Here is a 26,626-nt window from a genome sequence, read left to right as displayed (position 1 = left end):
TTGCTCAGCGCCAGATGGGGCGTTGCGCGTTCAGCATGTTGCGGATGGTCGTGGCGGCGACGCCGGCTTCGCCCATGGCGTGGCTGATCTGATCGAGACCCTTGGCGACGTCGCCGGCGGCGAACAGGCCGGGAAGTGAGGTGCGCTGGTGGTCGTCGACCTCCAGGCAGCCATCCTCCGCGGCGCGGGCGCCGGCCTGGACGGCCAGATGCGAGCGGATGCGCGAGCCCAAGGCGGGATAGACGCTGTCGAAGGAAAGGCGGCCCTCGGCGGTGTCGAAGGCGATCTGGTCGCCCTCGATTCGCCAATTGCCGCAGGGACCGTCGACACGGCGGATGCCGGCTTCGTCGAGCTGGTCGGCTAGGTCGGTGTCGAGATCGTGCGCTTCCGGGGCGATCATGGTCAGGTCGGCGGTGAAGCCGCGGATGAACAGCGCCTCGCGCATGCCGTGCTCGCCGGTGCCGATCACGCCGACGCGCTTGTCGGTGACTTCATAGCCGTCGCAAACCGGACAGTAGCGCAGCAGGCCGCGCTGGAGTGCTTCATCGTGGAGGTCGTCGGGCATGTCGGGGCGGTGGTTGACCACGCCGGTGGCGAGCAGGACCGAGCGGGTGGCATATTCGCGCTCCCCGACGCGGACGGCAAACCCTTGATCGAGTACGCGCAGGCTGGTGACTTCCGCCTGTTCGCGGGTGGCGCCGTATTTCTCGGCCTGTTCGAGCATGAGGCCGAGCAGCTCCTTGCCCGATATGCCATTCGGATAGCCGGCATGGTTGTGCGTGCACGGGATCAGCGCGGCGCGGCTCGATCCGGAATCGAACATCCGGATCTTGAGATGATAGCGCGCGAGATAGATGGCGGCAGTGAGCCCGGCGGGTCCTGCGCCGATGATGATGCAGTCGTCCATGGTGCGGCGTAGCGCGTGGGGAGCGGGTTCGTTCCTTGATCGGCGGGCGGATAATGTATATACATGATGTATATACGGAGGCGGTGATGAGCGAGGAATATCGCGCCAAGGTGTTCAAGTCGGGCAATTCGGTCGCACTGCGGCTGCCCAAGGCGCTGGGCATCAAGGAAGGCACGGAGATGCGGGTGCGTGAGGAGGCTGGGCGCTTCGTGGTGGAGCCGGCAGAGGCTGCGCCACGCAAGATCGACGTCAGTGCCTTTGCCGGCAAGATCCCCGGGTTCAAGCCCTTCACGCCGGAAGAGCGGGAGTTCGAGGAGCGCGTGCTGGACTGGGAAGGCGCCGGATTGAAGCGTGGCTGAACCGCGATACCTGCTCGACACGAACATCTGCATCTACATCCTGGCCGATAGCGGGCCGGCGGTGCGCAGGCTGGCGAACGAACTGGAAGGTTCGGTGGTCACTTCCAGCATCGCCTTTGCCGAGATCGAGCTTGGATTGCGCAATGCCGATGCGAGTGCGCGGGCGGCAGCCGATGCGCTGTTTGCAGCGGTCGGTGTGCTGCCCTTCGACCAAGCGGCGGCGCGGGCTTATGCAGCGCTGCCGTTCAGGCGCGGGCGCTTTGACCGGTTGATCGCCGCGCACGCGCTGTCAGCGGGGCTGACGCTGGTGACCAACAACGAAGCCGACTTTGCCGACGTGCCGGGCCTCCAAATCGAGAATTGGACCAAGTGACTTTCGCTGCCACCATATTGACGCTGTACCCGGAAATGTTTCCCGGGCCGCTGGGACTCTCGCTTGCCGGTCGGGGGCTGCGCGAAGGGCTGTGGAGCCTGGAGACGGTGCAGATCCGCGACTTTGCCGTCGACAAGCACCGCACGGTGGATGATACGCCAGCGGGCGGCGGAGCGGGCATGGTGCTGCGGGCCGATGTGCTGGGGGCGGCGCTGGACAGCGTGGCGCCGGGGCGGCCGGTGCTGGCGATGACGCCGCGCGGGCGCCCGCTGAGCCAGGAGCGGGTGCGCGCACTTGCGGCGGGGCCGGGCGTGACCGTGCTGTGCGGGCGATTCGAAGGGTTTGACGAGCGGCTGTTGGAGGCGCGCGACGTCGAGCAGGTGTCGATCGGCGACTATATCTTGTCCGGCGGGGAGATGGCTGCGCTGACGCTGCTGGATGCTTGCATTCGGCTGATTCCCGGCGTAATGGGCGCGGCTTCAAGCGGCATGGACGAGAGCTTCGAAACGGGGCTGCTCGAATATCCGCAATATACCCGACCTGTCGAATGGGAAGGGCGCACGATCCCCGAAGTGCTGCGATCGGGGGATCATGCGAGGATCGAAGCCTGGCGACGTGCCCAGGCCGAGACCGATACACGGCTAAGGAGGCCGGACCTTTGGGAGCGCCATGAGGGCGCTCGGGTTCAGTCTCCCTCTGGCGCGCGGCAACGAAACGGGAAAAAGACATGAACGTCATCCAGACGCTCGAAGCCGAGCAGATCGCCAAGTTCAACGAAGCGAAGAAGATTCCGGAGTTCCGCCCGGGCGACACCGTCAAGGTCGGCGTGAAGGTCGTCGAAGGCGAGCGCACCCGCGTGCAGAACTTCGAAGGCGTGTGCATCGCTCGTGCCAACCGCGGCATGGGTTCGAGCTTCACCGTCCGCAAGATTTCGTTCGGTGAAGGCGTGGAGCGCGTGTTCCCGCTCTATTCGCCGAACACCGATTCGATCGAAGTCGTGCGCCGCGGTGTCGTGCGTCGCGCCAAGCTGTATTATCTGCGTGGCCGCACCGGCAAGTCGGCGCGTATCGCCGAGCGCCGCGATCCGCGTCCGACCGAGGTCGCCGCAGCCGAGTAAGCTTCGGCTTATCGAAACAGGAAGGGGCGCGGTGGCTTGGCTACCGCGCCCTTTTTCGTTGATTATGACAGGCGTGCGACCCCCGAGCATGCGTTGGGTTGCCCTCAGATCTTCCCCTGAAAGGGGTGGCGCGCGAAGCGCGACGGAGGGGTATCGCCGTGTCGGGGATGCAGGACGTTCGGAGGCGGGTATACCCCTCCGTCAGCCCTGCGCGCTGCCACCTCCCCTTTCAGGGGAGGATCTTGGAGTGGACGTGAATTCCTGGCGGTCTTTACCCGGCGGCTTGGCTCCGCGATAACCCGCACTCCCCGCGTTCGCGGGTGATGCTCCGGAGAGTCGTGGGATGCGCAAATGGTTGCTGGGATTGGCGTTGGTGTCGTTGGGAAGCGCCGGGATGACTGTTGAGGCTGCGGCGCAGGCGGCCAGCCAGTCGCTGACGCTGGAGCGCATCTTCGGTAGTCCCGACCTGAACGGGCAGACCCCGCGCGCACCGCGCCTGTCGCCCGACGGCAAGTATCTGACGCTGCTGCGCAACCGTGCCGATGAAAAGGAGCGGTTCGATCTGTGGGCGATGGACACCACGTCCGGCGAATGGCGGATGCTGGTCGATTCCAAGAAGATCGGATCGGGCGCGGAGCTGTCCGAAGCCGAGAAGATGCAGCGCGAGCGGCTGCGGATTGGTGGCAGCAAGGGCGTGGTCGCCTATGGCTGGGCGCCCGACGGCAAGTCGATCCTGGTGCCGCTGGACGGCGACTTGTACCTGGCGACGCTGGACGGGCAGACGCGCCGGCTGACCGAGACTACCCAGGGCGAACTGAACCCGACGGTGAGCCCCGCGGGCGGCTTCGTCAGCTTCGTGCGCGACCAGAATTTGTTCGTGCAGCCGCTGAACGGCGGTGCCGCGAAGCAGCTGACCACCACCGGCGCGGACACGGTGCACTGGGGCGAGGCCGAGTTCATCGCGCAGGAGGAAATGGACCGGCGCACCGGATACTGGTGGTCGCCCGACGACTCCCTGGTGGCGGTTGAGCGGTTCGACGAAGCGCCCGTGGGCGTGGTGCGCCGCGCCGCGATCGGCGCCGAGGGCACCAGCATCTATGAGCAGCGCTATCCCGCTGCGGGCACGCCAAACGTGCTGGTCGAGCTGTATGTGATCGATCCGGCGAGCGGCCGGCAGGTCAAGGTCGACCTGGGCGCGAACCCGGACATCTATCTGGCGCGGGTCGATTGGGCGCCGAATGGCAAGACTCTGTACGTGCAGCGCCAGAGCCGCGACCAGAAGCGGCTCGACATGCTCAAGGTCGATCCGGCGACCGGCAAGGCATCGGTGCTGTTCAGTGAGACGATCCGGCCCGAGGCGGGCGGCAAGAGCTGGCTGAACCTGTCGGACGCCTATCACTTCATGCCCGATGGCAGCCTGATCTGGTCGTCGGAGCGCAGCGGCTTCCGCCATCTGTACCGCTATGCCGGCGGCAAGTGGAAGCAGCTGACCAAGGGACCGTGGGTCGTGACCGATCTGGTAGGTGTGGACGAGGCCCGCGGGCGCCTGTTCTTCACCGCCAACAAGGACGATCTGCTCGAGCAGCAGCTCTATGCGCTTGACCTGGCGCATCCGGACAAGGTCACGCGGCTGACCGAGGCCGGGTGGAACAATGGCGCGACGATGGACGGCGCGGCGACGCGGGCGATCGTGACGCGGTCGAGCCCGAGCCAGCCGAGCCAGGTGTATCTGGCCGATGCGGCGGGCAAGCGGATCGCGTGGGTCGAGGAGAATGCGCTGAAGCCGGGGCATCCTTACTATCCCTATGCGGTGAGCCACCGGAAGACGCAGTACGGGTCGTTCAAGGCCAAGGACGGCACGACGCTGTATTGGGAGATGATCACGCCCGAGCTGGAGCCGGGCAAGCGCTACCCGGTGTTCTTCGAGCATTATGGCGGTCCGGGCACGGGGCAGCAGGTGATGCACCGCTGGACCGGCGCGCTGCCGCAATATCTGGTCGACCGCGGATATGTGTATTTCCGCATCGACAATCGCGGGTCGTTCAACCGCGGCAAGGAATTCGAAGACCATATCTACCATGCGATGGGCACGGTGGAGGTCGAGGATCAGGTCGCCGGGGCGAACTATCTGAAGACGCTGCCCTTCGTCGATCCCAAGAAGATCGTGACCTATGGCTGGTCCTATGGCGGCTATATGTCGATCAAGATGCTGGAAAAGGCGCCCGGCGTGTTCGCGGCGGCGGTTTCCGGTGCGCCGGTGACACGGTGGGAGCTGTACGACACGCATTATACCGAGCGCTATCTGGGCGACCCGAAGACGGACCCGCAAAGCTATGCGTCATCCGACGCACTGGCGGAGGCGGGGAACATTCGCGACCCGCTGCTGCTGATCCATGGCATGGCCGACGACAATGTCGTGTTTGAAAACGCGACCGTGTTCGCGGCGCGGATGCAGGCGCAGGGCAAGCCGTTTGAGATGATGTTCTACCCCGGGCAGACGCACCGTGTCGGTGGGCCGGGCGTGAGCGTGCATCTGTGGGAGACGATCCTGAACTTCCTGGATCGGTATACCACGGACGCGAAGTAAGGGCTTGGCGATAGGGTTCCCCGGCGAAGGCCGGGGAACAGTTGCGGGCGGGTGCGGCTCCGTTCCCGCGCCTTCGACAGTGTGTTGCAACTGCGCCCCGGCCTTCGCCGGGGAACAGTTGGTTTGTAGCAGCGGGCTTACCAGCCTTGCGGCTGGCCCTTGTTCTGCTGGTCGAGCCAGGTCTTGAGCGGGGCGAAATATTCCATCATCGCCTTGCCCGAGATCTCGCGGGTGCCGGTGAAGGCCTGAAGCGCGTCGGGCCACGGCTTGGACGCGCCCATTTCCAGCATCTTGTTCAGCCGCGCGCCGACTTCCTTGTTGCCGTAGAAGGAGCAGCGATGGAGCGGGCCCTTCCAGCCGGACTGGTCGCAGGCGGCCTTGAAGAACTGGAACTGGAGCAGGCGGGCGAGGAAGTAGCGGGTGTAGGGGACGCTGCCCGCCACATGGTATTTGCCGCCGGCATCGAACTTGGTCTCATCGCGCGCGACCGGGGGGACGATGCCCTGGTACTGGAGACGCAGCTTGTCCCAGCCGGCTTGATACGCCTCGGGCGCGATCTGCCCTGAGAAGATGTTCCAGCGATATTTGTCGACCATCAGGCCAAAGGGCAGGAACGCGACCTTGTCCATCGCCTGGCGCAGCAGCAGGCCGGTGTCCTTGTCTGCGCTGGGCACCTGCGCCTTGTCGAGCAGGCCGATCTGGGTGAGGTATTCGGGCGTGATCGACAGTGCGACGAAATCGCCGATCGCCTCGTGGAAGCCGTCATTCGCGCCGTTGCGGTACAGCATGGGCTGGTTCTTGTAGGCGCGCTGGTAATAGTTGTGGCCGAGCTCATGGTGGATCGTGACGAAGTCGTCGCCATTCACCTTGATGCACATCTTGATGCGGATGTCGTCCTTCTCGTCCAGGTCCCAGGCCGAGGCGTGGCACAGCACTTCGCGGTCGGCGGGCTTCAGGAAGAGCGAACGTTGCCAGAAGGTCTCGGGCAGGGGGGCGAAGCCGAGCGAGGAGTAGAAGCCCTCACCGGTCTGCACCATCTTGCGCCAGTCATAGTTCTTGGCCTTGAGCAGCTCGCCGGTGTCATAGCCCAGATCGCCCGCGCCCTTGGGGGCCACCACGTCATAGATGTTGCCCCATTCCTGGGCCCACATGTTGCCGAGCAGGTCGGCGCGGATCGGGCCGGTCTTGGCCTGGACCGCGTCGCCATATTTCTCGTTCAGCTTGCGGCGGACATAGGTGTGGAGGGAGACGTAGAGCGGCTTCACCTCGCTCCACAGCTTGTCGGTGAGCTTGGCGAACTCCTCGGGCGGCATGTCATAGGCCGAGCGCCACATGGTGCCGGTGTCTGGGAAGCCCAGGTCGCGTGCGCCCTGGTTGGCGATGCTGGTCATCTTGGCATAGTCGCCGCGCATCGGCGCGCCGACCTGATCGTTCCAGCTGACCCACATTTCCTTGAGCTCGGCGGGATTGCGGCTTTCGCCCATCGCCGCTTCGATATCGCTGCCGTTGATCGGCTTGCCGTTCAGCGTGCCCTTGCCGCGCGCATACATCGAGCCGAGCTTGGTCGAGATGTCCGACAGCGTCTGTGCGGCGCCGGGCGTGGTGGGCGCGGGGAGGGTGATCGCGCTGCGCAGCATGGTCAGCTGGCGCTGCTGCTCGGCGGTGAGGCCGCGCGCCTTCTGGAAGCGGGCCGCTTCGCCGGCATAGCGCACCGCCATTTCGGTCCCGCGCGCACCATAGTCGGCGGCAAGCGCGTCGGTGTCTTCGTTGACATAGGTGGCGTTGATCCAGGCGACACGCTGCGCCGTCAGGTTGAACTCGGTCACTTCCTTTTGGACGCGGTCGAGGAATGCCTGTGCCTCGGCCGCGGTAGGTGCCTGTTGCGCCGTCTGAGAGACTGCGGGTGTGGACAGAAACGCGGCCAGAGCGAGCATCGAAATGCCGGTACGGATCATGGAGGTGCCTTCAAGGACAGGAGGGATGCGCCGGACACTCGCGCGCCGTGCCGCTTGGGTCAAGATGTTGATCGCGGTGGTGAATTCACCTCCACCGAGGTCCGCAAAGGCCTAGCTCTGCAGGAACTCCAGGATCGCGGTCGCCAGTTCGGGCCGCGATACTGCGCTCATGTGATTGCCGGGGATTTCCACAAAGCGGCCGTCAGGGAGCAGGTCGGCCACTTCCTGTGCCGAGCCGTTGTCGAAATCCTCCGCACCAGCGACTACGATGATCGGCTGGGGGATCGCTGCGATCTCTTGCTGCGGCGTGTCGACAAAGGTCTGGAGGATCAGCAGCAGTGCCTCTGGATCGCCCTTGGTGGTCTTGAGGAACGCCTCGGTCATCCATTCGGTGCTGCCGCGCTCGAAGCTGCCGAGATTTGTGAGGACGCGGCGGAAATATTCGCCGCGGCCTTCGGTGGCGAGCAGGCCGCTCAGGCCCATCCCGCACAGCGCCGCGCGTCTGGGGCTGGCGCCGTTGGCAAGCATGCGCACCACCGTGCGGGCGCCGAGCGAATAGCCGCCCAGGTCATAGTCGGTGAGCCCCAGATGCTCGATCAGCGCCATCCCGTCGCGCATCAGCACGTCGGGCGGATAGGCGGCCGGATCGTGGGGCTTGGCGCTTTCGCCGTGCGCGCGCAGATCCGGGAGGATCAGGCGGAATCCTGCCTGCGCCAGCAGCGCGGCGTGGCCATATTTGATCCAGTTGATGTACGCCGTCGAGAAATAGCCGTGGATCAGTACCAGCGGGCGCCCCGTACCTATTTCATGCCACGCCAGTTCGGTACCGTCGAAGCTGGTGAAGCGGTGCGTTTCAGTCGGGAAGTCTGCCAAGTTTTTCCATCCAGCGTTTGACCATGCTCGCATTCTGGTCGGTCCGTGAGGCGGGCAGGTGGCTGGTGTCAAGCCAGTCGCGGTGCCAGCTCTCGCAGCCAGAATGCTCGACAGGCTTGAACCGTTCGGGGTGGTCGAAGCTCCCGACTGTCAGATCCATCTGGTCATGATCGTGCGCTTCATAGGTGAGCGGCGTCCCGCAGCGGGCACAGAAGCCACGCTCGGCGATGGGAGAAGATGTGTAACGCTCGGGCTTCGTATCCCAAACCACGTCCGCCTTAGGCAGGTTCTTGAAGGCGATCGACACGCCGCCCGTGGCGCGCTGGCACATGCGGCAGTGGCAGAGATAGGCGTCGTCGTCGGTGATCGTCGCGCGGTACCGGATGTGTCCGCATTGGCATCCCCCGGTTACCTCTTCGCGCATCGACCTGCTCCCGCAATCGCCAACCTACGTAGATTCCGCAGAGAAAATCCAAGTCGGCAAACGATCCTACAATGGAAAGGAATCACTTTCAAAGCGGGCGCAGTGCGTCCGCCCGGCACGATACCAGAGGACGTCATGTTCGCCCGCATCCGCAACTTTTCACTCGCGACGAAAACCACCGCACTTACCATCTGTGCACTGCTGCTGCTCGCGGTCTCGACTTTCGTCGTCAGCGACAATGCCGTGACGAGCGAAGCGGCCCGCACCGCTGCCGAGCGCCAGGAAACGAACATGCGCGTCGCCTGGAGCGTGCTGCACAACTATGGCGCCGAGTTCCGCCGCGAGGGCGACAAGCTGTATGTCGGCGACAAGCTGCTCAACAACTGGTCGGCGCCGGTCGATGAGATCAAGACGCTGGTCGGTGGCACCGCGACGGTATTCGCGGGCGACATGCGGGTCACCACCAACGTGACCAAGCCCGATGGCAGCCGCGCGGTCGGGACGCCACTGGCGGCAGGCCCGGCGCGCGACATGGTTCTGAACGAGGGCAAGACCTATCGCGGCGAGGCCGACATTCTCGGCAAGTCCTTCTACACCGCCTATGATCCGATCAAGGATGGCGCAGGCCAAACGATCGGCGTGCTGTATGTCGGCATTCCCAAGGACGATGTGGCCGCGTCGATCGACGATCTGCGCCGTTCGATGGCGATTGCGGGCCTGTTGATCGCACTGGCTGCAACCGCACTGTGCTTCCTGGTGAACCGCGCCATGTTCCGGCCGCTGGGGCAGATGGACAAGGCGATGCAGCGCCTTGCCACCGGCGAAACCGGCGTCGACATTCCCGCGCGGGACCGGGCCGACGAGATCGGCCGCATGGCCTCCGCGCTCGAAGTCTTCCGCCAGGCGACGATTGCCAAGCAGGCGGCTGAGGCGAGCAACGCAGAAGCGCAGGCGGACCGCGTTAAGGCGATGGACGCGCTCGGCAATGCATTGAACGGCCTGTCCGACGGCGACCTGACGGTGGAGTTGGGCCGTGATTTCCCCCGCGACTATGCAATGCTGGCCCGCGACTTCAACGACGCCGTGGCGAAGCTGCGCGAGCTGATTAGCGCAGTGGCCGAGAGCACGGATTCGATCCGCACCGGTTCCAGCGAGATCGCCAGCGCGTCCGAAGACCTGGCGCGCCGCACCGAGAGCAATGCCGCCAGCCTGGAGCAAACCTCTGCCGCGATCACGCAGATGAGCGAGCGGATCGGCTTCACCGCGCAGGCGGCAACCAAGACGCTGGCGCGTGCCGACGAGGCGATCGCGGTCGTCGGTTCGGGTCGCAGCACCACCGACGAAGCAGTGAAGGCGATGTCGCGCGTTTCGGAAAGCGCGCAGGGCATCGACAGCGTGATCGAGGGCCTGGACAAGATCGCGTTCCAGACGCGCGTGCTGGCCATGAACGCCGCCGTCGAGGCAGGGCGCGCCGGTGAGGCAGGCCGGGGCTTCGCGGTGGTCGCCGACCTGGTATCGGCGCTGGCGATGCGCGCCGAGGAAGAGGCAGGGCGCGCCCGCGATCAGCTGACCGCCACGCGAGGCGAAGTCGACCTGGCGGTGGGTGCCGTGGAGCGTGTCGACCAGTCGCTGTCGCAGATCGTCGGCACGGTGAACGAAGTGCACACGCTGCTTGGCGCGATCTCGGCGGATAACAATGCGCAGTCGCAGGCGATCCGCGAAGTAAGCACCGCGATCGGCACTATGGACCATTCGACCCAGCAGAATGCGGCGATGGTGGAGGAAACCTCGGCCGCGGCGCGCCAGCTGACCGATCAGGCGTCTGAGCTCGACCGCATGGCGCACGCCTTCCGGGTGTCCGGCAGCGCGCCGATCCGGCCGAAATCGTTCAGCCCGGCATTTCCGAAGGTTCGGTAATAAACTCCTCCCGCGGGAGGAGGGGAGCCGCTCGTGGAGCGAGTGGTGGAGGGGGCGTTCGCCAGCGGGTTCGCCCGCGGTGATCCCCCTCCACGATGCTTCGCAGGGTTCCCCTCCCCGTGCCGGGGAGGATCTTGTCAGTCCGCCTTTTGGAGGTGGCGGCGGCCGAGGAGTTCGGCGATCTGGACCGCGTTCAGCGCCGCGCCCTTGCGGAGATTGTCGCTGACGCACCAGAGCGACAGGCCGTTCTCCACCGTGGAATCCTCGCGCACGCGGCTGACATAGGTCGCATATTCGCCGACGCATTCGACCGGCGTGACATAGCCGCCGTCCTCGCGCTTATCGACCAGCATGATACCGGGCGCTTCGCGCAGGATCGACTGGGCCTGTTCGGCCGAGATTTCGTCCTCGAACTCGATGTTGATCGCCTCGGAATGGCCGACGAACACCGGCACGCGCACGCAGGTCGCCGTCACCTTGATCTTGGGGTCGAGGATCTTCTTGGTCTCGACGACCATCTTCCATTCTTCCTTGGTCGAGCCATCGTCCAGGAAGCTGTCAATATGCGGGATCACGTTGAAAGCGATTTGCTTGGTGAACTTGGTGGGCGTCGAAGGATCGCCGACGAAGATGTTGCGGCTCTGCTCGAACAGCTCGTCCATGCCCGCTTTGCCCGCGCCGGAGACCGATTGGTAGGTTGCGACGACCACGCGCTTGATCTTCGCGATGTCGTGCAGCGGCTTTAGCGCCACCACCATCTGCGCGGTCGAGCAGTTCGGGTTCGCGATGATGTTGCGCACCTTGTACCCATCGATCGCCTCAGGGTTCACTTCGGGCACGATGAGCGGGACGTCAGGGTCCATGCGGTAGAGCGAGGCGTTGTCGATCACCGTGCAGCCGGCTGCGGCGAACTTGGGCGCATATTGGGCCGAGCCCTCAGAGCCGATCGCGAACAGCGCCATGTCCCAGCCCGTGGGATCGAAATGCTCGATATTCTGGACCTTGAGCTGTTTGCCGGTCTCGCCAAAGTCGATCACGTCGCCGGTCGAGCGCGACGACGCCAGCACGGCGATTTCGTCGATCGGGAATTCCCGCTCGGCCAGGATGTTCAACATTTCGCGCCCGACATTGCCGGTGGCGCCAGCGACCACGACACGGTAGCCCATTTGCGTCCTTTTCGATTGTGCCCGCCCGAAAGGAGCGGTGACGCCCATGTAGGCGCGTGGGCAACGAATGGAAACGCTTTCGCCTGTGTACGCGGGAAAGCGGGGCTTTAGCGGCGCGGCGGGCGCGCATTTGTTGTTTGTCGACTTGCACGCGCCTTTGCTCTTAGGCTGCCCCAAGCAAAAGGGGAGAACGCATCATGATGAAGTACGCGATTGCGCTGACGATGCTTGGCGCATCGTCGGGCGTGTGGGCGCAGGCGGCGCCGGCAACGGGCCCTGTGTCGGTGGAGATCCTGTCCACCGGGCAGATCACGCAGGCGGCAAACCGGTATCGGCTGACCGTGACGCTGACCGCCAAGGGCGCGGACGAAGCTGCTGCCGGAAGTGCGTTGGCGGCAGCGCGGGCGAAGCTGCTGCAACAGCTGGGCGGACTGAACGTGCGCGAGGCCCATCCGGACCCTGCCGCGCCGACATCGGTGGCGAGCCTGATCGCGACCATCGGCGGGCGTTCGAAGCCGAGCTTCAGCACCGAAGTGTTGGACGATGACAGCGAGGAAACGCCGCAATCCACCGCGACCGAAAAGCTGATGCTCGATGCGCCGAGCCGTGCGGCTGTGGAAAGCGCCCGCCCGCTCATTGAGGCGAATGGGGGTGCGGTGAGCGATGAAGCAATCCCGCTGCTGATCGACTATGTCGTCCCGACGCGCCAGGCCAAGGCGGATGCGCTGAAAAAGGCGCAGGCCGAGGCTGACGCCTATGCCGCGTCGCTGGGGCTGCGGCGGGCGACGGTCACTCGGATCAGCGAGCGGCAGGACCTGACCGCAGGCGCGATCAACTTTGTGGGCCAGCTGGTCTCGACCTTCGCGCCCAAGCCGGCGGCGCAGGCAGATGAGGTGACGGTGCAGGCGAACCTGACCGTGGAGTTCCAGCTGACCCGCTGAGTTTTACTCGGGGATCTCGTCGGGGATCATGTTCTCGTCCGCAATGCCGGCGTCGAGCTGGCCCGAAGAGTCCGTGCCATCGGCTTGGTGGGCATGGGCACCTTCTTCGGTGTCCAGGTTTTCGGGGCTGGTGGGTTCGGGGTTCATGCTTGCTCTCCTTCGGCCCGGAGAACGCGCCGGCATGGACATCGCTCCACCCCGACCGGGGAAGAGCGATGTCCAGAGGATCAGCGGAACGGCGGTTCGTTGAAGGCGCGCAGCTTGCGACTGTGCAGCTTGGCGCCTTCGCGGCGGAGTTCCTCCACCGTCTCGATGCCGATGCGAAGGTGCTCGTTGATCGCGCGCTCGTAGAAGCGGTTGGCCTGGCCCGGCAGCTTCAACTCGCCATGGAGCGGCTTGTCCGAGACGCAGAGCAGGGTGCCGTAGGGAACGCGGAAGCGATAGCCCTGGGCGGCGAGCGTGGCGGACTCCATGTCCACGCCGACCGCGCGGCTGAGCGAAAAGCGCAGCGCCGACTGCGAATAGCGCAGCTCCCAATTGCGGTCGTCGGTGGTGACGATGGTGCCGGTGCGCAGGCGCTGCTTGAGTTCGTCCCCCGACTGGCCCGACACGGTCTCGGCCGCACGCGCGAGGGCCAGCTGGACCTCGGCAATCGCGGGGATGGGAATCTCGGGCGGGAGCACGTCGTCCATGATGTGATCGTCGCGCAGATAGGCGTGGGCGAGGACATAGTCGCCGATCCGCTGGCTGGGACGCAGGCCGCCGCAGTGACCGATCATCAGCCACGCTTCGGGCCGGAGCACGGCAAGGTGATCGGTGATCGTCTTGGCGTTGGACGGGCCGACGCCGATATTGACCAGGGTGATGCCGGTACGGCCTGGCGCCATCAGGTGATAAGCCGGCATTTGGTGGCGGCGCCAGGCGCTGTCGCTCACCAGCCGGTCCATGTCCTCGGGCCGCTCGATGACGATGCCCCCCGCGCCGGACACGCCGGTGAAGCGGCTGGGCTCGCCATTCTCGCGCGGCCCCAGCTGGCCGCAAGCCCAGCGGACGAATTCATCGACATAGCGGTGATAGTTGGTGAACAGGATGTACTGCTGCACATGCTCGGTCGGCGTGCCGGTATAGTGGCGCAGGCGCGCGAGCGAGAAGTCGGTGCGAAGGCCGTCGAACAGCGCCAGCGGGCGCGTATCGTCCTGGCTGATCCACAAGCCGTCGGCGATCTCGTCACCGATATGGGCAAGCTCGGTCGCCGGGAAGTGGCGCGCGAGATCGCTCGCCGAGACCTGGTCGAGGCTCAGCGCGTGGCCCGGATCGAGCACATAGGCGAAGGGTATTTCCTGGCGCCCGGGCCGTGCCTCCACTTCGACGTCATAGTCCTCGGTAAGGAAGGTCAGCTGCTCGATCAGATAGTCGGCGAAGATCGCCGGCTTGGTCACGCTGATGCGGTACTCGCCCGATTCGACCAGCCGGCCGAACGAGCGGCGCGGGACGGGGCGGTCGGTGCCGCCGCGATAAGTGACGTGGATCTCGGGATAGGCGAAGGAGCCATCGCTGCGGCTTGCCGGCGAGGGCGGGGTGCCGTCGGTGAGATAGCGAGTGAGGGCGGCCTGAAGCCGCTCGACCGAGGCGCTGTAGAGGCGGTCTAGCTCGGTGACGATATCGGATGCGCGTGTCATCTTCGACGGCTAAGCCGTCAAAGGCCGCGTTGCAAGTAGCTGGGCAAAGCCCCTCCCGCGCGGGAGGGGCTCATACCGGCTTACTTCTTCGGGTCGGCCTTTCCGGCTTCACCATTCCCCGCCTTTTCGCCGCTCAGCTTGGTGGCGGCATAGGCCGCGCCACCCACCGCTGCCGCAGCGCCGGCCGCGATTGCTGCGGCGGCGACGGGGTGCTCCTTCACTGCGGTGACGGTTGCGTCGACGGCGCCGCCGATCGCACCCTGCGCAGTCTTGATGAAGGAGGTGTTCGACTCCTCGTTCTTGGTCGCGTTGTCGCTGTTGTTCTTGCTGTCTGCCATGACCTGTCTCCCTTGAAATCGTGCGCGTCTGCAACTCGCGTTGCAGTGCGGCAGTTCCTGCAACGAAACCGTTTTACAGGCGGGCGAGCAGATAGTCGGCCGAGCTGACTTCGAATTGGCCCGGCGCCTCGACATGAAGTTGCTCGATTACGCCGTCGTTGACGAGCATGGAGAAGCGCTGGCCGCGGGTACCCATGCCATAGGCTGAGCCATCCATTTCCAGCCCCATCGCCTTGGGAAACGTGCCATTGCCATCGGCGAGCATGGTCACCTTGCCCTCTACGCCCGACGCCTTGCCCCACGCGTCCATGACAAAGGCGTCGTTGGCAGCGGTGCAGGCGACTTCGTCCACGCCCTTCGCCTTCAGCTCGTCGGCCTTTTCCACAAAGCCGGGCAGATGGCGCGCCGAGCAGGTGGGCGTGAAGGCGCCCGGCACCGAGAAGAGCGCGACACGGCGGCCGGCGAAGAATTCGTCCGAGCTGATCTGCTCAGGGCCATTCTCGGTCACCTTGACGAAACTGGCAGCGGGAATGCGATCGCCGATCTGAACGGACATGAAACTCTCCTGGTGTTGGTTGGCCTTGGGGTAGGCGAGCGGGTGGGAAGCAGCAAGCCGCAGCGGGGGTTGGCGGAGCAAATCGGAAAGCGGTAAGTTGAAAGGCGATGGAGTCGACGCCTTTTCTCACCGGACAGTTTCTGCTCGCCATGCCCGGGATCGGCGATTCCCGGTTCGAACGGGCCGTGATTGCGATGTGCGCGCATGACGAGGACGGAGCGCTTGGCATCGGCATCGGCGAGACGATTGAAGGGCTGGGGCTGCATGAATTGCTGCGCCAGTTCGAGATCGATCCCGGCGATGCGCCGGATGCGGCAGTGCATCTCGGCGGCCCGGTGGAGCCGCGCCGTGGTTTCGTCCTGCACTCCACCGACTGGAGCGGGCAGGACACGGTGGATGTCGGCGGGCGCTGGGCGCTGTCTGGAACCGTCGACGTGCTGCGGGCGATCGCCGAGGGCAAGGGGCCGCGGCACTGGCTGGTGGCGCTGGGCTATGCCGGCTGGGGCGAAGGGCAGCTTGACGCGGAGATGAGCCGGCATGGCTGGTTCAGCACGGCAGGCGACCCGCGGCTGATGTACGATGTCGCAGCGGAGGAGCGCTGGGAAGAGGGCTTTGTCAGCGCCGGCGTAGATCCCCGGCTGCTGGCCAATTGCACCGGCCGGGCCTGAGGTTGGCGGACTTCCAGCTCGATCGGTTCATCCAGGCGCACGCGGGTGCCTACCCGGCAGCGCTGGCCGAGCTGAAGGCGGGCCGCAAGCGCAGCCACTGGATGTGGTTCGTGTTTCCGCAACTAGCCGGGCTGGGTCGAAGCGAGGCCGCGCGTTTCTACGCCATTGGGTCTTTGGAGGAGGCCCGGGCCTATGCGGCGCACCCGGTGCTTGGCGTGAGGCTGCGCGAATCCACGGCGGCCGCGATCGGCAGCGGCGTGGCGGCTGCCGCGTTGTTCGGCTATCCTGACGACCTGAAGTTCCGCTCGTGCATGACGCTGTTCGCGCGCGCCGTCCCGAACGAGCCGCTGTTCGCAGACGCACTGGACGCACTCTGCGGCGGCGAAGCTGATCCGGCGACGACCACGCTGCTCGCCGCCGGATAGGGGCTCACCAGCCGGTGCGGTCTTCCGGATAGCTCATCGCGATGCGGATCGACGCGCCGGATGCAGGCACGGCGATCTTGGCGGCGTCGAAGGTGGGCATGCCTTTCAATTCCTCGGAACGCGACAAGGCAGTGCCTTCTGCCATGCGGCCGTCGGTACCCATCGTGATCTGATTGTCGTTGTCCGCGTCGTGCAGGGCGGTGGCGGCATAGTCGCCCTTGGGGACACCGTGGAAGGTGACTGTGACGTCTCCGGCAGCCGATACCGGCGCGCTTGTCATGTGCGGCGGCGCGGCGCGCAGAAAGGTCGGCTCGGTATACAGGCCGACCCGCAGCGTGCCGCCCTTTGCCTTGACACCCGTGACCGTAACCGTGACGTCGCCATCGGGCGCGGGCGCCGCAGCGGTTATCGAAAGCGCGGCCAGCGCCAGCAGGACCTTGTTCATGTAAACTGCCTCCCTGTAATCCGGTCGGCTCGCGCCGCTCCGAACCCATGCTGCGACGGCGATGCGGGTTTGCCAATCCACCAGTGACTGCTGCGCGGCATATAAAGATATCTTTATATGAGCTTGCGAAGGAAGCGGTGGGAGAGTAGGGCGCAGCCCATCGCCGCCGGTCTTCCGGCGCGCATCCGATTCAATCGTGGAGACCCATTCGTGGCTACCAAGCAAGACTACGTCATCAAGGACATCGCACTCGCCGATTTCGGCCGCGCGGAGATCAACATCGCCGAGACTGAGATGCCGGGCCTGATGGCGCTGCGCCAGGAGTTCGGTGCGTCGCAGCCGCTGAAGGGCGCGCGCATCACCGGCTCGCTGCACATGACCATCCAGACCGCGGTGCTGATCGAGACGCTGACCGCGCTCGGCGCGGACGTCCGCTGGGCGACCTGCAACATCTATTCGACCCAGGACCACGCCGCCGCCGCGATCGCCGCGTCGGGCGTGCCGGTGTTCGCCATCAAGGGTGAGAGCCTGGCCGAATATTGGGACTATGTCGGCTCGATCTTCGATTGGGGTGACGAGACCTGCAACATGATCCTGGACGATGGCGGCGACGCGACGATGTTCGCGCTGTGGGGTGCCAAGCTCGAGGCCGGCCAGTCGTTCGGCGAGCCCGAGAATGACGAAGAAGTCGAGATGCAGCGCGCCGTAAAGGAATTCATCGCGCGCAAGCCCGGCTACCTCACCGAGACCGTCAAGAACATCAAGGGCGTGTCGGAAGAGACGACCACCGGCGTTCACCGCCTGTATCACATCGCGAAGAAGGGCGAGCTGCCCTTCCCGGCGATCAACGTGAACGACAGCGTCACCAAGTCGAAGTTCGACAATCTGTATGGCTGCAAGGAATCGCTGGTCGACGCGATCCGTCGCGGCACCGACGTGATGCTCGCCGGCAAGGTCGCCGCGGTCGCCGGCTTCGGCGACGTGGGCAAGGGCTCGGCCGCGTCGCTGCGCAACGGCGGCGCACGCGTGCTGGTGACTGAAATTGATCCGATCTGCGCGCTGCAGGCGGCGATGGAAGGCTATGAAGTCGTGACGATGGAAGAGGCCGTGACTCGCGCCGACATCTTCGTCACCGCCACGGGCAACGCCGACGTCATTACTGCCGAGCACATGGCCGGCATGAAGAACATGGCGATCGTGTGCAACATCGGCCACTTCGACAGCGAGATCCAGATCGCCGGCCTGTCCAACTACAAGTGGACCGAAGTGAAGCCGCAGGTCGACCTGGTCGAGTTCCCGGACGGCAAGCAGATCATCATCCTGTCCAAGGGCCGCCTGGTGAACCTGGGCAACGCGACCGGCCACCCGTCGTTCGTGATGTCGGCATCGTTCACCAACCAGACGCTGGCGCAGATCGAACTGTTCACCAAGTCCGAGCAGTATAAGAACGACGTCTATGTCCTGCCCAAGCATCTCGACGAAAAGGTCGCCGAGCTGCACCTAGAGAAGCTTGGCGTGAAGCTGACGAAGCTGAGCGAGAAGCAGGCCAGCTATATCGGCGTGCCGGTGGAAGGTCCGTTCAAGCCGGATCACTACCGCTACTAAAAGGCTCGCCAACCGGCTGAGGTGAGAGGCCGCATCCCGCAAGGGGTGCGGCCTTTTGCATTGGGCGGCTTTGCCCGCGCCGGTAACCATGTCTGGCAAATCCGTCCGGAACGCACCCTCCCAACCCACGTTATTCCGGTAAGTGGGAGCATCGACATGCTGCGTGTGCTGATTGCCAGACTCGTCATTGGAGCAGTCGCCGTGTGCGCTTGCGGCGGGGCGGCTGGGGTCGGCCTGGCCAACTATGTCGAGTCGGGATCGTTCCACTTCTACAAGCAGCCGCGCATGACCGACTGGGGCGAGCGGGCCAGCGGGGCGGCCCCTGAAACGTTGGGCCTCTCAATAGCGGCGGCTGGAGCCGGCGGCGGCACCGCCCGGGCCAGCCGCTGACATGGCCAGATCGGACGAGCAGGGCGGACGATTGGGCGAGTCGGCGCGCGAGCGCGTCGCCGAGATATTGCGGACGGCACTGGAGCCCGGCGACGAGGCGCCGATCGATGATGCCACGCGGCGGCTGATGCTGCATCTGTCGATCGACCCGCCGCCGGCACCTGCGCCGTCCGCCCGGCCGCTGGCAACGCCCGAGGCCAGCGCACCACCCCCGTCGCTGCTGCGGCGGGTCTTTGGTCGCAAAGACCGACGGCATGGAGCTGCCAGCGGCGGCTTCCAGCCCAAGGGGCGTGGCTCCGACCGGGGCTGACGCGCGGCGGCGCCAGCAAGCGCTTTGCGTGACGCTCCGCTTTGCCTAAGGATAGGGCCATGGTGGTCCGGCATCGCCGCGGGAACGCGGCTTGATCCTTGTTTCACAGTCTGGCGCGGTGCTGGCCGGGGCGATCGTCGCCCTGCTGGTGCTGCTGGGCGGGTGGACGTTGTTCGCCGGACTGCGGGCGCGGGCAACCGCCCGAAGCTTGACCGATGAAAATGCCTATCTGTCCGCGCTGGTCGCGGCGGGTCCGAGCCAAGCGCTTCTGGTGCGTGCCGATGGCGAAGTGGCGTTGTCGCGGCGGCTGGCAGAGTGGCTGGGGCTGGACCGCGTACCCGGGGAGCTGGCTGACCTTTCCCAGGACGGCGCAGGAATCGCCGCGGAAGACGCCGAACTGCTCGCCCGCCAGGTGATGGCAGCCCAGAAGGCGGGGCGCCCTTTCCGGATGACGCTGCGCCCCCAGGGCGGTGAGCGGGCGCTGCTGGTGGTGGGCGAACGCGCGCCCGAGGCTTTGGGGGCGCCAGGCGGCGCGCTGCTGTGGTTCCTGGACGCGACGGAAAGCGAGCAGGAGATCGCACAGCTGAAGCGCGACACCGACCAGCTGCATGTCGCGTTCGACGCGCTGACCGCGCTGATCGAGGCCGCGCCCATGCCGATGTGGTATCGTGGACCCGATCTGCGGCTGTTGATGGTGAACACGGCCTATGTCCGGGCCGTCGAGGGCAAGGATGGCGAGGACGTGGTCGCTCGCGGGCTGGAACTGGTCGAGGGCGGTGGGCTTGGCGGACCGCTGGCCAATGCCGCGATCGCGCGCGACACCGGCGAGCCGCAGGTCGCGGCGATGCCGGCGACGCTGAGCGGTGCGCGGCGCATGCTGCGCCTGCACGACGTTCCGCTGCCGACCGGCGGCGTGGCCGGCTTTGCCGTCGACACCGAGGAACTGGAGCAGGCGCGGGTCGGGCTGAAGCGCTTTGGCGAGGCGCAGCGCGCGATGCTGGACCGGGTATCGGGCGGCGTGGCCCAGTTCGGGTCGGATCGCGGGCTGGTGTTCTGCAACCAGGCGTTCCGCCGCATGTTCGCGATGAAGAACGAATGGCTGGCCGACCGGCCCGAGTTCGACCGCGTGCTGGAGCGGATGCGCGAAGTGAACCGGCTTCCCGATGTGCGCGATTTTCCCAGTTGGAAGGCAGAGCGGCGCGAATGGTTCACCGCGCCTGAGGCGGTGGAGGAAACGTGGAGCGTGGGGGGCACGCACCTACGCGTGGTGGCGCAGCCCCTTCCCGAAGGCGGCCTGCTGCTGTTGTTCGAGGATCGCACCCAGCAGTTCGAGTTGCAGCGCGAGCATGGCGAGATGCAGCAGGTGCGCACCGCCACGCTGGAAAGCTTGGCCGAAGCGGTGGCGGTGTTCAGCAAGGGACGCTTGCAGCTGTGGAACCGCAAGTTCCGCCAGGTCTGGGGCTTCGAGGACCAGTTTCTCGATGGGCATCCCCAGATCCCGAACCTGGTAAAGGCGGTCGGACCCAAGCTTGCCAATCCCAATCGGGCCGAGGTGCTGGGCGACCTGATCCGCATCGCCGCCAAGGACCGCCAGCAGCGGGGCTCCAGCATCGCCTTTGCCGATGGACGGCATTTCGACATCACCGCCGTACCGCTTCCCGACGGCAACGCGCTGGTGACGATGCTCGACACCACCGATCACCACCGCGCCGAGAGTGCACTGCGCGACCGCAATGTTGCATTGGAGGCAGCGGATCGCGTGAAGACCGCGTTTGTCGCCAATATGAGCTATGAGCTGCGAACCCCGCTGACCTCGATCAAGGGGTTTTCGGAGATGCTACATGGCGGCTTTGCCGGCAAGCTGACCAAGAGCGCGAAGGAATATACCGAGGCGATCCTGACTTCGGTCGATCGCCTGGGTAACCTGATCGACGACGTCCTCGACCTGACACAAAGCGAGGGCATGCCGCTGGAGCGCGAGGCCGTAGACCTGGAGCTTACCGCCAACAGCGCGGCAGAGGCGATTGCGCCCTTGGCCAAGGACAAGCGGATCGAATTGGTGGTGGAGGATGCGGGCAGTGCGGGCCGGGTGACCGGCGATCCGCGCCGGCTACGCCAAGCGATCGAGCATCTGCTGCGTCATGCGGTGGCGGGTACGCCGGAGGATGGACGGGTGCTGCTGCACCTCGACGGCAACGACAAGGTGGCGCGGATCATCGTGTCGGACAATGGCCCGGGCATGAGCGCCAAAGCTGCGGCAAAGGCGTTCGACAGTTTCGGACAGCACGGGATCGCGCGCAACGGCGAGCGCGCGCTGGGCCTCGGCCTGCCGCTCGCCAGGCAGTTTGTGGAAGCGCATGGCGGGCGCATCCAGCTGATCTCCGAACCGGGTGAGGGCACGCTGGTGACGGTGGAGCTGCCGCGGTGATCACCTTGCACTCGGTCGAGGACACGCTGGCGATTGGCGCACGGCTTGCCCAGCTGGTGCGGGCAGGCGACGTGATCGCGCTGTCCGGGCCGTTGGGCGCGGGCAAGACCAGCATCGCCCGCGGGCTGCTTGCCGCCCTGGGGCTGGAGGAGGAAGCGCCGTCCCCGAGCTTCGCGATCGTCCAGCCCTATGACCCGCCGGAGGTCCGGCTGCCGGTGCTGCATGTCGACCTATACCGCATCGAGGATGCTGACGAAGCCGAGGAACTGGGGCTGGAAGATGCGCGCCACGATTCGCTGCTGATCGTCGAATGGCCCGAACGTCTGGACGACGCCTTTTGGCAGGACGCGCTGTGGTTGACCCTGGAGCCGACGCCGAACGGCGCGCGGTGCTTGACAGTGCGAGTGCCGGCGGCATGGAAGGACCGATGGCTGTTGACATGAATCCGCCCGAAGGCGCGCTTGATTTTCTGATTGCCGCCGGATGGGGCGCAGCCGAAATCCGGCCTGTGGCCGGCGACGCTTCGTTCCGCCGCTACTTCCGTGCCGTGGAGCATGACCGCACCGCGATCCTGATGGACGCGCCGCCCCCGCATGAGGACCCGCGGCCTTTCATCGCCATCGCAGAGTGGCTGACCGGACGGGGCTTTGCGGCGCCACGCATCCTGCACCAGGACCTAGATCAGGGGCTGGTGCTGATCGAGGACTTCGGCGACGCGCGGCTGAAGGAGACGGTGGAAGCCGCGCCCGAAAGCGAGTTGCGGCTGTACGAAGCGGCAGTCGACCTGCTGATCCGCCTTGCGGCACAAGCCCCGGCAGACGTCCCGCTCTATGACCAGGCGGTGTACCAGCGCGAAGCGGCGCTGCTCCCGGAATGGTATTGCCCGGCGATGGGGCTGGAAGTCGATGCCCAGGGCTATGCCGATGCGTGGGACGCGGTGCTTGCCCCGGTGCTGGAACACGCGCCGGTGACCGTGCTGCGCGACTATCATGCCGAAAACATCATGCTGATCGGCGGCAGCGAGAGCCTGGGGCTGCTCGACTTCCAGGATGCGCTGGCGGGGCATCCGGCTTATGATCTCGTCTCGCTGCTCCAGGATGCACGCCGCGACGTTCCGGCCGCGCTCGAAACGGCGATGCTGGACCGGTACAAGCGTGTCACCGGCGTCGGCGGCGCGTTCGACGTGGCCTATCATGTGCTCGGCGCGCAGCGGAATGCCAAGATCGTCGGCATCTTCACGCGGCTGTGGAAGCGTGACGGTAAGCCACGCTATGCCGCGCTCTGCCCGCGCGTATGGGGTTATCTGGAGCGCGATCTGAAGCATCCGGCGCTCAAGCCGGTGGCGGACTGGTTCGACGCCAATATTCGGCCGGAAATGCGGGGCGATCCGCTGGTGATCACTGGGGCATGAGCCGGGGGACGACGCTGTCGCTGCGCCCGCAGCCCGACGCGCCGGTGCCGGAAACGGCGATGGTGATGGCAGCCGGGCTGGGTAAGCGGATGCGGCCGCTGACCGCGACGCGTCCCAAGCCGTTGGTGGAAGTCGCCGGCAAGCCCTTGATCGACCATGTGTTCGACCGGCTGAGCAGCGCCGGCGTGCAGCGCGCAGTGGTCAACGTCCATTACTTCGCCGATCAGCTTGAGGCGCATCTGCACGCGCGGGTGAAGGACATGGATGTGCAGGTCTCCGATGAGCGCGCCCAATTGCTGGAGACTGGCGGCGGGCTGGTCCACGCCCGCGAACTGCTGGGCGACAAGCCGTTCCTGTGCGTCAACAGCGACAATCTGTGGGTCGACGGGCCGACCGACGCGATCCGCGCGCTGGCCGCGCAGTGGGACGATGCGCGGATGGATGCGCTGTTGCTCGTGGTGCCGCTGGCCCGCGCGCGCAACCATAATGGCAGCGGCGACTTCCGCGTCGATCCGTTCGGGCGGATCGTCGAGCGGCGCAAGCCTGGGCGGATGGCGCCGTTTGTCTATACCGGCGTGCAGATCCTGTCCCCGCGCGTGATCCGCGATTGGCCGGAAGGGCCGTTCTCCACCAACTTGTTCTGGAACCGGGCTATGGAGGAAGGGCGCCTATGGGCCGCCGTCCACCAGGGGCTGTGGTTCGATGTCGGCACGCCGCCCGCGATCGCCGCGACCGAGGCCGTGCTGGCCGAGATGTGAGCTTGCTTTCTCGCGGCTAAACGCGGAGGAACAAAGCGGGTATGTCAAGCAAGCTGCACCTGTACACGATCCCGCCGCATCGCGCCTTTGCCGACGCGCTGGCGAATGGGCTGATCCGGCGGTTCGGCAGCGATCCGATGCGGCTGGCGCGCGGCACGGTGCTGCTGCCCAACAACCGCGCCAAACGCTCGATTCAGGATGCTTTCGTCCGGGCGAGTGAGGGCGGGCTGTTGCTGCCGCGGCTGGTGGCGCTTGGCGATCCCGAACTGGACGAGGCGGTGTTCGACACCGACATCGTACCCGAGCCCGTTCCCCCCGCGGTCGATCCGCTGCAACGCCAACTGATCCTGGCGCGGCTGATCCAGGAAGCCGGGCAGCCGGTCGACGCGGCCGAGGCGCTGCGCCTCGCCGGGGAATTGGCGACGACGCTGGACCAGCTGCTGGTGGAGGAAGTGCCGCCCCAGGCGCTCAATGAACTGGAACTCGGGCCCGAGTTGTCGGCGCATTGGCAGAAATCGCTGAATCTGTTCGAGATCCTGCTGGAGCGATGGCCGCGCGAGTTGAAGCGGCTCGGGCGGATCGATCTTGCCGAGCGGCGGCGGATGCTGCTCGACCGCGTGGCGACGCGCTGGCGTGCGCGGCCCGCGACCGAAGGCTTTGTTTGCGCGGCCGGCGTCAACACCTCGGCGCCCGCAATCGCACGGCTGCTGCGGGTGGTGGCGGGCATGCCGGGGGGCATGGTGGTGCTGCCTGGCCTTTCCACCACGATCAGCGCGGCGGAGTGGGACATGCTGGGCCCGCACGCCCCCGATCCGGTGACCGGCGCGCGGCGGCGGAGCATCGAAACGCATCCGCAGTTCCAGTTGAAGCTGCTGCTCGACCGCATGGGCGTTCACCGCGACGAGTTCGACCAATGGCGCGCGGGCAGCGAGCTTGATGCGCCGCCGGCACGCAGCAAGGCGATCGCATCGGCGATGGCGCCGCCCGAATTGACCCATGGCTGGACCAATCTGCCGGCAGCCGAGCGGCGGCTGGACGGCGTGCGGGCGCTGGAAGTGGCGACGCCCGCCGAGGAAGCGCAGGCGATCGCGCTGGCGCTGCGCGAAGTGCTGGAGACGCCTGGGCGCACGGCTGCACTGGTCACGCCTGACCGCGCGCTTGGGCGGCGCGTGGCGGCGCATTGTGTGCGCTGGGGGCTGGAGATCGATGACTCGGCGGGTCAGCCATTGTCGATCCTGCCGCCGGGCACGCTGCTGTCGGCGCTGGCGGATGCAGCCGCGCAAGGGTTTGCGCCCTTGCCGCTGCTGACGCTGCTCAAGCATCCGCTCGTAGGGCAGCCTGATCGGCTGGAATGGCTGGAGGGCGCGCGTGCGCTCGACCGCGCGCTGCGCGGGCCGCGTCCGGCGGCGGGGCTGGAGGGTGTCGAGCGGCATCTGGCGGATCAGAGCGGACGCGACGCGCCCATACGGCGACGCGCGCAGCGTTGGTGGCAGGAAATCCAGCCGCCGCTGCGCGCGCTGGAGGCGGCGTTCGGGCGCGGGCCGCAGCCGCTGGGCGGGATGATTGCGGCGTTGCGCGAGGCGGCGCAGACGCTGGGCGGCGACGCGGTGTGGAGCCGGGCGGAAGGACGCGCCGCCGCCGACCTGCTCGACCGGCTGGAGCGTGAGGCGGAGCATGGCCCGCCGCTCGCCGAGCCCGAGGCAATGGCGCCGATGCTGCGCACGCTGATGGACGAACAGGCGGTGCGGCCGCCGCAGGGCGGGCATCCACGCTTGTCGATTCTCGGCCTGATCGAGGCGCGGTTGCAGACCGCCGACCTGATGATCCTGGCCGGGCTGAACGAAGGCATGTGGCCGGGATTGCCGGCGCCCGATCCGTGGCTGGCGCCGCGGGTACGCGCCGAGCTGGGGCTGCCGGGATTGGAGCGGCGGATCGGATTGTCGGCGCACGATCTTGCCCGAGCGCTGGGCGCGCCGCAGGTGCTGCTGACGCGCGCGCGGCGTGACGCCACCGCGCCGACCATCGCCTCGCGCTATTGGCTGCGGCTGGAAGCCTTGTCAGGCGGGCTGGTGCGGGCGCGCGAGCTGGAGCGTTGGATCGCCGCAATTGATGATCCGCGCGGGTTTGATCCCGCCGCGCGGCCCGCCCCCAAGCCCGAGCTCGCGCTGCGGCCCAAGGCGATCGCGGTCACCGAGGTCGACCGGCTGAAGGCCGATCCTTATGCCTTTTACGCGCGGCGCATGTTGCGGCTGATGCCGCTGGATTCGGTGGACGCCGATCCCAGCGCGGCGTGGCGCGGCACGGCGGTCCATGCCGTGCTTCAGCGCTGGTTCGAGCAGGATGATTGCGCGCCCGAGAAGCTGCGCGGCCGGGCCGAGGCGATGCTGAGCGACGAGCGCACCCATCCGATGATGCGCGCGCTGTGGCAGCCGCGGCTGATGGAGGCGATCGACTGGATCGCCTCTGAACTGGTGAGCAGCGCTGGCACGGGACGCCGGGTGATCGCGGTGGAGCGGCGCGGCGTGATCACGTTTGACGGGGTGGAGCTGAGCGGCACCTTTGACCGGCTCGATCGGTTGGAGGGCGGCGGCCTCGCGATCGTCGACTACAAGACGGGCAAGCCGCCATCGCTTGCCGCGGTGCGTGAGGGCTTCAGCCTGCAGCTGGGGTTGCTGGGGCTGATCGCCGAGCGCGGCGGCTTCGACGACATCAACGGGCGGGCGCGGGCGTTTGAATATTGGTCCTTGTCGCGCAACCGCTTCGGTGGGTTCGGCTATGTCGAAAGCCCATGCGATCCCAAGCGGCGCGACCATCTGCCCGCCGATGATTTCATCGACAAGGCGGTGGCGCAGTTCGAAAGCGCGGCGCGGATGTGGCTGACCGGCGAGGAGCCGTTCACCGCCAAGTTGCACCCAGATTACGCGCCGTACGCGGAGTATGACCAGCTGATGCGCCGGGACGAATGGTATGGCCGTGATTGAACAGAGCGGGCGG

27 protein-coding genes are annotated in these 26,626 nt (G+C 66.3%); 17 read left to right on the top strand and 10 right to left on the bottom strand.

Annotated features, from left to right (window positions below):
* Positions 1–4: 4 nt before the first annotated feature.
* Positions 5–907 (bottom strand): NAD(P)/FAD-dependent oxidoreductase, encoded by a 903-nt coding sequence (locus LQ953_RS07685; RefSeq protein ID WP_231030131.1) that lies wholly within the window; start codon positions 905–907, stop codon positions 5–7.
* 86 nt (positions 908–993) lie between these two features.
* On the opposite strand from LQ953_RS07685, the gene LQ953_RS07680 reads away from it, so the two are divergent.
* The 5 genes from LQ953_RS07680 to LQ953_RS07660 all read left to right on the top strand — a co-directional run bounded on the left by LQ953_RS07680 (position 994) and on the right by LQ953_RS07660 (position 5,343).
* Positions 994–1,266 carry an AbrB/MazE/SpoVT family DNA-binding domain-containing protein gene (locus LQ953_RS07680; RefSeq protein WP_231030130.1) on the top strand — a complete coding sequence of 91 codons (273 nt, stop codon included), beginning with the start codon at positions 994–996 and terminating at the stop codon, positions 1,264–1,266.
* A complete protein-coding gene (locus LQ953_RS07675) occupies positions 1,259–1,639 on the top strand; it encodes a type II toxin-antitoxin system VapC family toxin (RefSeq protein WP_231030129.1) in 381 nt (126 codons plus the stop codon). The genes LQ953_RS07680 and LQ953_RS07675 overlap by 8 nt, the downstream gene beginning before the upstream one ends.
* On the top strand, positions 1,636–2,370 hold the full coding sequence (trmD, locus tag LQ953_RS07670; protein WP_231030128.1) for a tRNA (guanosine(37)-N1)-methyltransferase TrmD: 735 nt from the start codon (positions 1,636–1,638) through the stop codon (positions 2,368–2,370). The genes LQ953_RS07675 and trmD overlap by 4 nt, the downstream gene beginning before the upstream one ends.
* The gene (gene rplS / locus LQ953_RS07665; RefSeq protein ID WP_231030127.1) at positions 2,367–2,756 is read left to right on the top strand and encodes a 50S ribosomal protein L19; all 390 of its coding nucleotides are present in this window, start codon (positions 2,367–2,369) and stop codon (positions 2,754–2,756) included. The genes trmD and rplS overlap by 4 nt, the downstream gene beginning before the upstream one ends.
* 343 nt (positions 2,757–3,099) lie before the next feature.
* Complete coding sequence (locus tag LQ953_RS07660) at positions 3,100–5,343, top strand: S9 family peptidase (protein ID WP_443026556.1); 2,244 nt, start codon at positions 3,100–3,102, stop codon at positions 5,341–5,343.
* Positions 5,344–5,480: 137 nt separating this feature from the next.
* Here the strand turns inward: LQ953_RS07660 and LQ953_RS07655 are convergent, their stop codons facing one another.
* The 3 genes from LQ953_RS07655 to LQ953_RS07645 form a co-directional block, all read right to left on the bottom strand.
* Complete coding sequence (locus LQ953_RS07655) at positions 5,481–7,298, bottom strand: M2 family metallopeptidase (RefSeq protein ID WP_231030126.1); 1,818 nt, start codon at positions 7,296–7,298, stop codon at positions 5,481–5,483.
* A gap of 111 nt (positions 7,299–7,409) precedes the next feature.
* Positions 7,410–8,171, bottom strand: a complete 762-nt coding sequence (locus LQ953_RS07650; protein ID WP_231030125.1) for an alpha/beta fold hydrolase — start codon at positions 8,169–8,171, stop codon at positions 7,410–7,412.
* Complete coding sequence (locus LQ953_RS07645; protein ID WP_231030124.1) at positions 8,152–8,595, bottom strand: GFA family protein; 444 nt, start codon at positions 8,593–8,595, stop codon at positions 8,152–8,154. Before LQ953_RS07645 ends, LQ953_RS07650 begins: the two co-directional genes overlap by 20 nt.
* A gap of 102 nt (positions 8,596–8,697) precedes the next feature.
* Between LQ953_RS07645 and LQ953_RS07640 the strand changes: the two genes are divergently transcribed.
* Positions 8,698–10,512 (top strand): methyl-accepting chemotaxis protein, encoded by a 1,815-nt coding sequence (locus tag LQ953_RS07640; protein ID WP_443026555.1) that lies wholly within the window; start codon positions 8,698–8,700, stop codon positions 10,510–10,512.
* 137 nt (positions 10,513–10,649) lie between these two features.
* Here LQ953_RS07640 and LQ953_RS07635 read toward each other — a convergent pair whose 3' ends face one another.
* Positions 10,650–11,678, bottom strand: a complete 1,029-nt coding sequence (locus LQ953_RS07635) for an aspartate-semialdehyde dehydrogenase (RefSeq protein WP_231030123.1) — start codon at positions 11,676–11,678, stop codon at positions 10,650–10,652.
* A gap of 197 nt (positions 11,679–11,875) precedes the next feature.
* Between LQ953_RS07635 and LQ953_RS07630 the strand changes: the two genes are divergently transcribed.
* The gene (locus tag LQ953_RS07630; protein WP_231030122.1) at positions 11,876–12,619 is read left to right on the top strand and encodes an SIMPL domain-containing protein; all 744 of its coding nucleotides are present in this window, start codon (positions 11,876–11,878) and stop codon (positions 12,617–12,619) included.
* 3 nt (positions 12,620–12,622) lie between these two features.
* On the opposite strand, the gene LQ953_RS07625 is transcribed toward LQ953_RS07630, so the two are convergent.
* The 4 genes from LQ953_RS07625 to LQ953_RS07610 form a co-directional block, all read right to left on the bottom strand.
* On the bottom strand, positions 12,623–12,766 hold the full coding sequence (locus tag LQ953_RS07625; RefSeq protein ID WP_231030121.1) for a hypothetical protein: 144 nt from the start codon (positions 12,764–12,766) through the stop codon (positions 12,623–12,625).
* An 80-nt stretch (positions 12,767–12,846) separates the two neighbouring features.
* Positions 12,847–14,298 (bottom strand): AMP nucleosidase, encoded by a 1,452-nt coding sequence (locus LQ953_RS07620; RefSeq protein ID WP_231030120.1) that lies wholly within the window; start codon positions 14,296–14,298, stop codon positions 12,847–12,849.
* 80 nt (positions 14,299–14,378) lie between these two features.
* Entirely contained in the window at positions 14,379–14,636 is a 258-nt protein-coding gene (locus LQ953_RS07615) for a hypothetical protein (protein ID WP_231030119.1), read from the bottom strand.
* 73 nt (positions 14,637–14,709) lie between these two features.
* Positions 14,710–15,192, bottom strand: a complete 483-nt coding sequence (locus tag LQ953_RS07610) for a peroxiredoxin (protein ID WP_231030118.1) — start codon at positions 15,190–15,192, stop codon at positions 14,710–14,712.
* A gap of 107 nt (positions 15,193–15,299) precedes the next feature.
* Between LQ953_RS07610 and LQ953_RS07605 the strand changes: the two genes are divergently transcribed.
* Positions 15,300–15,860, top strand: a complete 561-nt coding sequence (locus tag LQ953_RS07605) for a YqgE/AlgH family protein (RefSeq protein ID WP_231030117.1) — start codon at positions 15,300–15,302, stop codon at positions 15,858–15,860.
* Positions 15,861–15,862: 2 nt separating this feature from the next.
* Positions 15,863–16,285 carry a DUF1810 domain-containing protein gene (locus tag LQ953_RS07600; RefSeq protein ID WP_231030116.1) on the top strand — a complete coding sequence of 141 codons (423 nt, stop codon included), beginning with the start codon at positions 15,863–15,865 and terminating at the stop codon, positions 16,283–16,285.
* A 4-nt stretch (positions 16,286–16,289) separates the two neighbouring features.
* Here LQ953_RS07600 and LQ953_RS07595 read toward each other — a convergent pair whose 3' ends face one another.
* Positions 16,290–16,730: a DUF2141 domain-containing protein gene (locus LQ953_RS07595; protein WP_231030115.1), complete on the bottom strand. Its 441-nt coding sequence runs from the start codon at positions 16,728–16,730 to the stop codon at positions 16,290–16,292.
* Positions 16,731–16,940: 210 nt separating this feature from the next.
* Here LQ953_RS07595 and ahcY point away from each other — a divergent pair, with 210 nt between their 5' ends.
* The 8 genes from ahcY to addB all read left to right on the top strand — a co-directional run bounded on the left by ahcY (position 16,941) and on the right by addB (position 26,613).
* Positions 16,941–18,335 (top strand): adenosylhomocysteinase, encoded by a 1,395-nt coding sequence (gene ahcY, locus LQ953_RS07590; RefSeq protein WP_231030114.1) that lies wholly within the window; start codon positions 16,941–16,943, stop codon positions 18,333–18,335.
* A 156-nt stretch (positions 18,336–18,491) separates the two neighbouring features.
* A complete protein-coding gene (locus LQ953_RS07585; RefSeq protein WP_231030113.1) occupies positions 18,492–18,725 on the top strand; it encodes a hypothetical protein in 234 nt (77 codons plus the stop codon).
* A 1-nt stretch (position 18,726) separates the two neighbouring features.
* Positions 18,727–19,035 carry a hypothetical protein gene (locus LQ953_RS07580; protein ID WP_231030112.1) on the top strand — a complete coding sequence of 103 codons (309 nt, stop codon included), beginning with the start codon at positions 18,727–18,729 and terminating at the stop codon, positions 19,033–19,035.
* Between the two features lie 91 nt (positions 19,036–19,126).
* On the top strand, positions 19,127–21,463 hold the full coding sequence (locus LQ953_RS07575) for a PAS domain-containing sensor histidine kinase (RefSeq protein WP_231030111.1): 2,337 nt from the start codon (positions 19,127–19,129) through the stop codon (positions 21,461–21,463).
* Positions 21,463–21,906, top strand: coding sequence for a tRNA (adenosine(37)-N6)-threonylcarbamoyltransferase complex ATPase subunit type 1 TsaE (gene tsaE / locus LQ953_RS07570; protein ID WP_231030230.1), 444 nt, complete (start codon positions 21,463–21,465; stop codon positions 21,904–21,906). Before LQ953_RS07575 ends, tsaE begins: the two co-directional genes overlap by 1 nt.
* Positions 21,903–22,874 (top strand): aminoglycoside phosphotransferase family protein, encoded by a 972-nt coding sequence (locus LQ953_RS07565; protein WP_231030229.1) that lies wholly within the window; start codon positions 21,903–21,905, stop codon positions 22,872–22,874. The genes tsaE and LQ953_RS07565 overlap by 4 nt, the downstream gene beginning before the upstream one ends.
* Complete coding sequence (locus tag LQ953_RS07560; RefSeq protein ID WP_231030110.1) at positions 22,871–23,632, top strand: nucleotidyltransferase family protein; 762 nt, start codon at positions 22,871–22,873, stop codon at positions 23,630–23,632. The genes LQ953_RS07565 and LQ953_RS07560 overlap by 4 nt, the downstream gene beginning before the upstream one ends.
* A gap of 41 nt (positions 23,633–23,673) precedes the next feature.
* Positions 23,674–26,613, top strand: a complete 2,940-nt coding sequence (gene addB / locus LQ953_RS07555) for a double-strand break repair protein AddB (RefSeq protein WP_231030109.1) — start codon at positions 23,674–23,676, stop codon at positions 26,611–26,613.
* Positions 26,614–26,626: the final 13 nt, after the last annotated feature.

Source organism: Sphingomonas sp. IC-56, from assembly GCF_021043375.1.
Lineage (GTDB): Bacteria > Pseudomonadota > Alphaproteobacteria > Sphingomonadales > Sphingomonadaceae > Sphingomonas.
The sequence above is the reverse complement of the archived record's forward strand: the minus strand, read 5'-3'. Positions and strand labels throughout refer to the sequence as shown.

What these genes read in the sequence shown, in the direction of transcription:
- LQ953_RS07580 (WP_231030112.1), top strand. Translation starts at nt 18,727, where the DNA reads ATGGCCAGATCGGACGAGCAGGGCGGACGATTGGGCGAGTCGGCGCGC.
- LQ953_RS07615 (WP_231030119.1), bottom strand. Translation starts at nt 14,636, where the DNA reads ATGGCAGACAGCAAGAACAACAGCGACAACGCGACCAAGAACGAGGAG.
- LQ953_RS07595 (WP_231030115.1), bottom strand. Translation starts at nt 16,730, where the DNA reads ATGAACAAGGTCCTGCTGGCGCTGGCCGCGCTTTCGATAACCGCTGCG.
- LQ953_RS07685 (WP_231030131.1), bottom strand. Translation starts at nt 907, where the DNA reads ATGGACGACTGCATCATCATCGGCGCAGGACCCGCCGGGCTCACTGCC.
- LQ953_RS07625 (WP_231030121.1), bottom strand. Translation starts at nt 12,766, where the DNA reads ATGAACCCCGAACCCACCAGCCCCGAAAACCTGGACACCGAAGAAGGT.
- LQ953_RS07630 (WP_231030122.1), top strand. Translation starts at nt 11,876, where the DNA reads ATGATGAAGTACGCGATTGCGCTGACGATGCTTGGCGCATCGTCGGGC.
- addB (WP_231030109.1), top strand. Translation starts at nt 23,674, where the DNA reads ATGTCAAGCAAGCTGCACCTGTACACGATCCCGCCGCATCGCGCCTTT.
- LQ953_RS07655 (WP_231030126.1), bottom strand. Translation starts at nt 7,298, where the DNA reads ATGATCCGTACCGGCATTTCGATGCTCGCTCTGGCCGCGTTTCTGTCC.
- LQ953_RS07660 (WP_443026556.1), top strand. Translation starts at nt 3,100, where the DNA reads ATGCGCAAATGGTTGCTGGGATTGGCGTTGGTGTCGTTGGGAAGCGCC.
- rplS (WP_231030127.1), top strand. Translation starts at nt 2,367, where the DNA reads ATGAACGTCATCCAGACGCTCGAAGCCGAGCAGATCGCCAAGTTCAAC.
- LQ953_RS07605 (WP_231030117.1), top strand. Translation starts at nt 15,300, where the DNA reads ATGGAGTCGACGCCTTTTCTCACCGGACAGTTTCTGCTCGCCATGCCC.
- LQ953_RS07560 (WP_231030110.1), top strand. Translation starts at nt 22,871, where the DNA reads ATGAGCCGGGGGACGACGCTGTCGCTGCGCCCGCAGCCCGACGCGCCG.
- LQ953_RS07610 (WP_231030118.1), bottom strand. Translation starts at nt 15,192, where the DNA reads ATGTCCGTTCAGATCGGCGATCGCATTCCCGCTGCCAGTTTCGTCAAG.
- LQ953_RS07680 (WP_231030130.1), top strand. Translation starts at nt 994, where the DNA reads ATGAGCGAGGAATATCGCGCCAAGGTGTTCAAGTCGGGCAATTCGGTC.
- LQ953_RS07565 (WP_231030229.1), top strand. Translation starts at nt 21,903, where the DNA reads ATGAATCCGCCCGAAGGCGCGCTTGATTTTCTGATTGCCGCCGGATGG.
- LQ953_RS07635 (WP_231030123.1), bottom strand. Translation starts at nt 11,678, where the DNA reads ATGGGCTACCGTGTCGTGGTCGCTGGCGCCACCGGCAATGTCGGGCGC.
- LQ953_RS07585 (WP_231030113.1), top strand. Translation starts at nt 18,492, where the DNA reads ATGCTGCGTGTGCTGATTGCCAGACTCGTCATTGGAGCAGTCGCCGTG.
- LQ953_RS07645 (WP_231030124.1), bottom strand. Translation starts at nt 8,595, where the DNA reads ATGCGCGAAGAGGTAACCGGGGGATGCCAATGCGGACACATCCGGTAC.
- LQ953_RS07620 (WP_231030120.1), bottom strand. Translation starts at nt 14,298, where the DNA reads ATGACACGCGCATCCGATATCGTCACCGAGCTAGACCGCCTCTACAGC.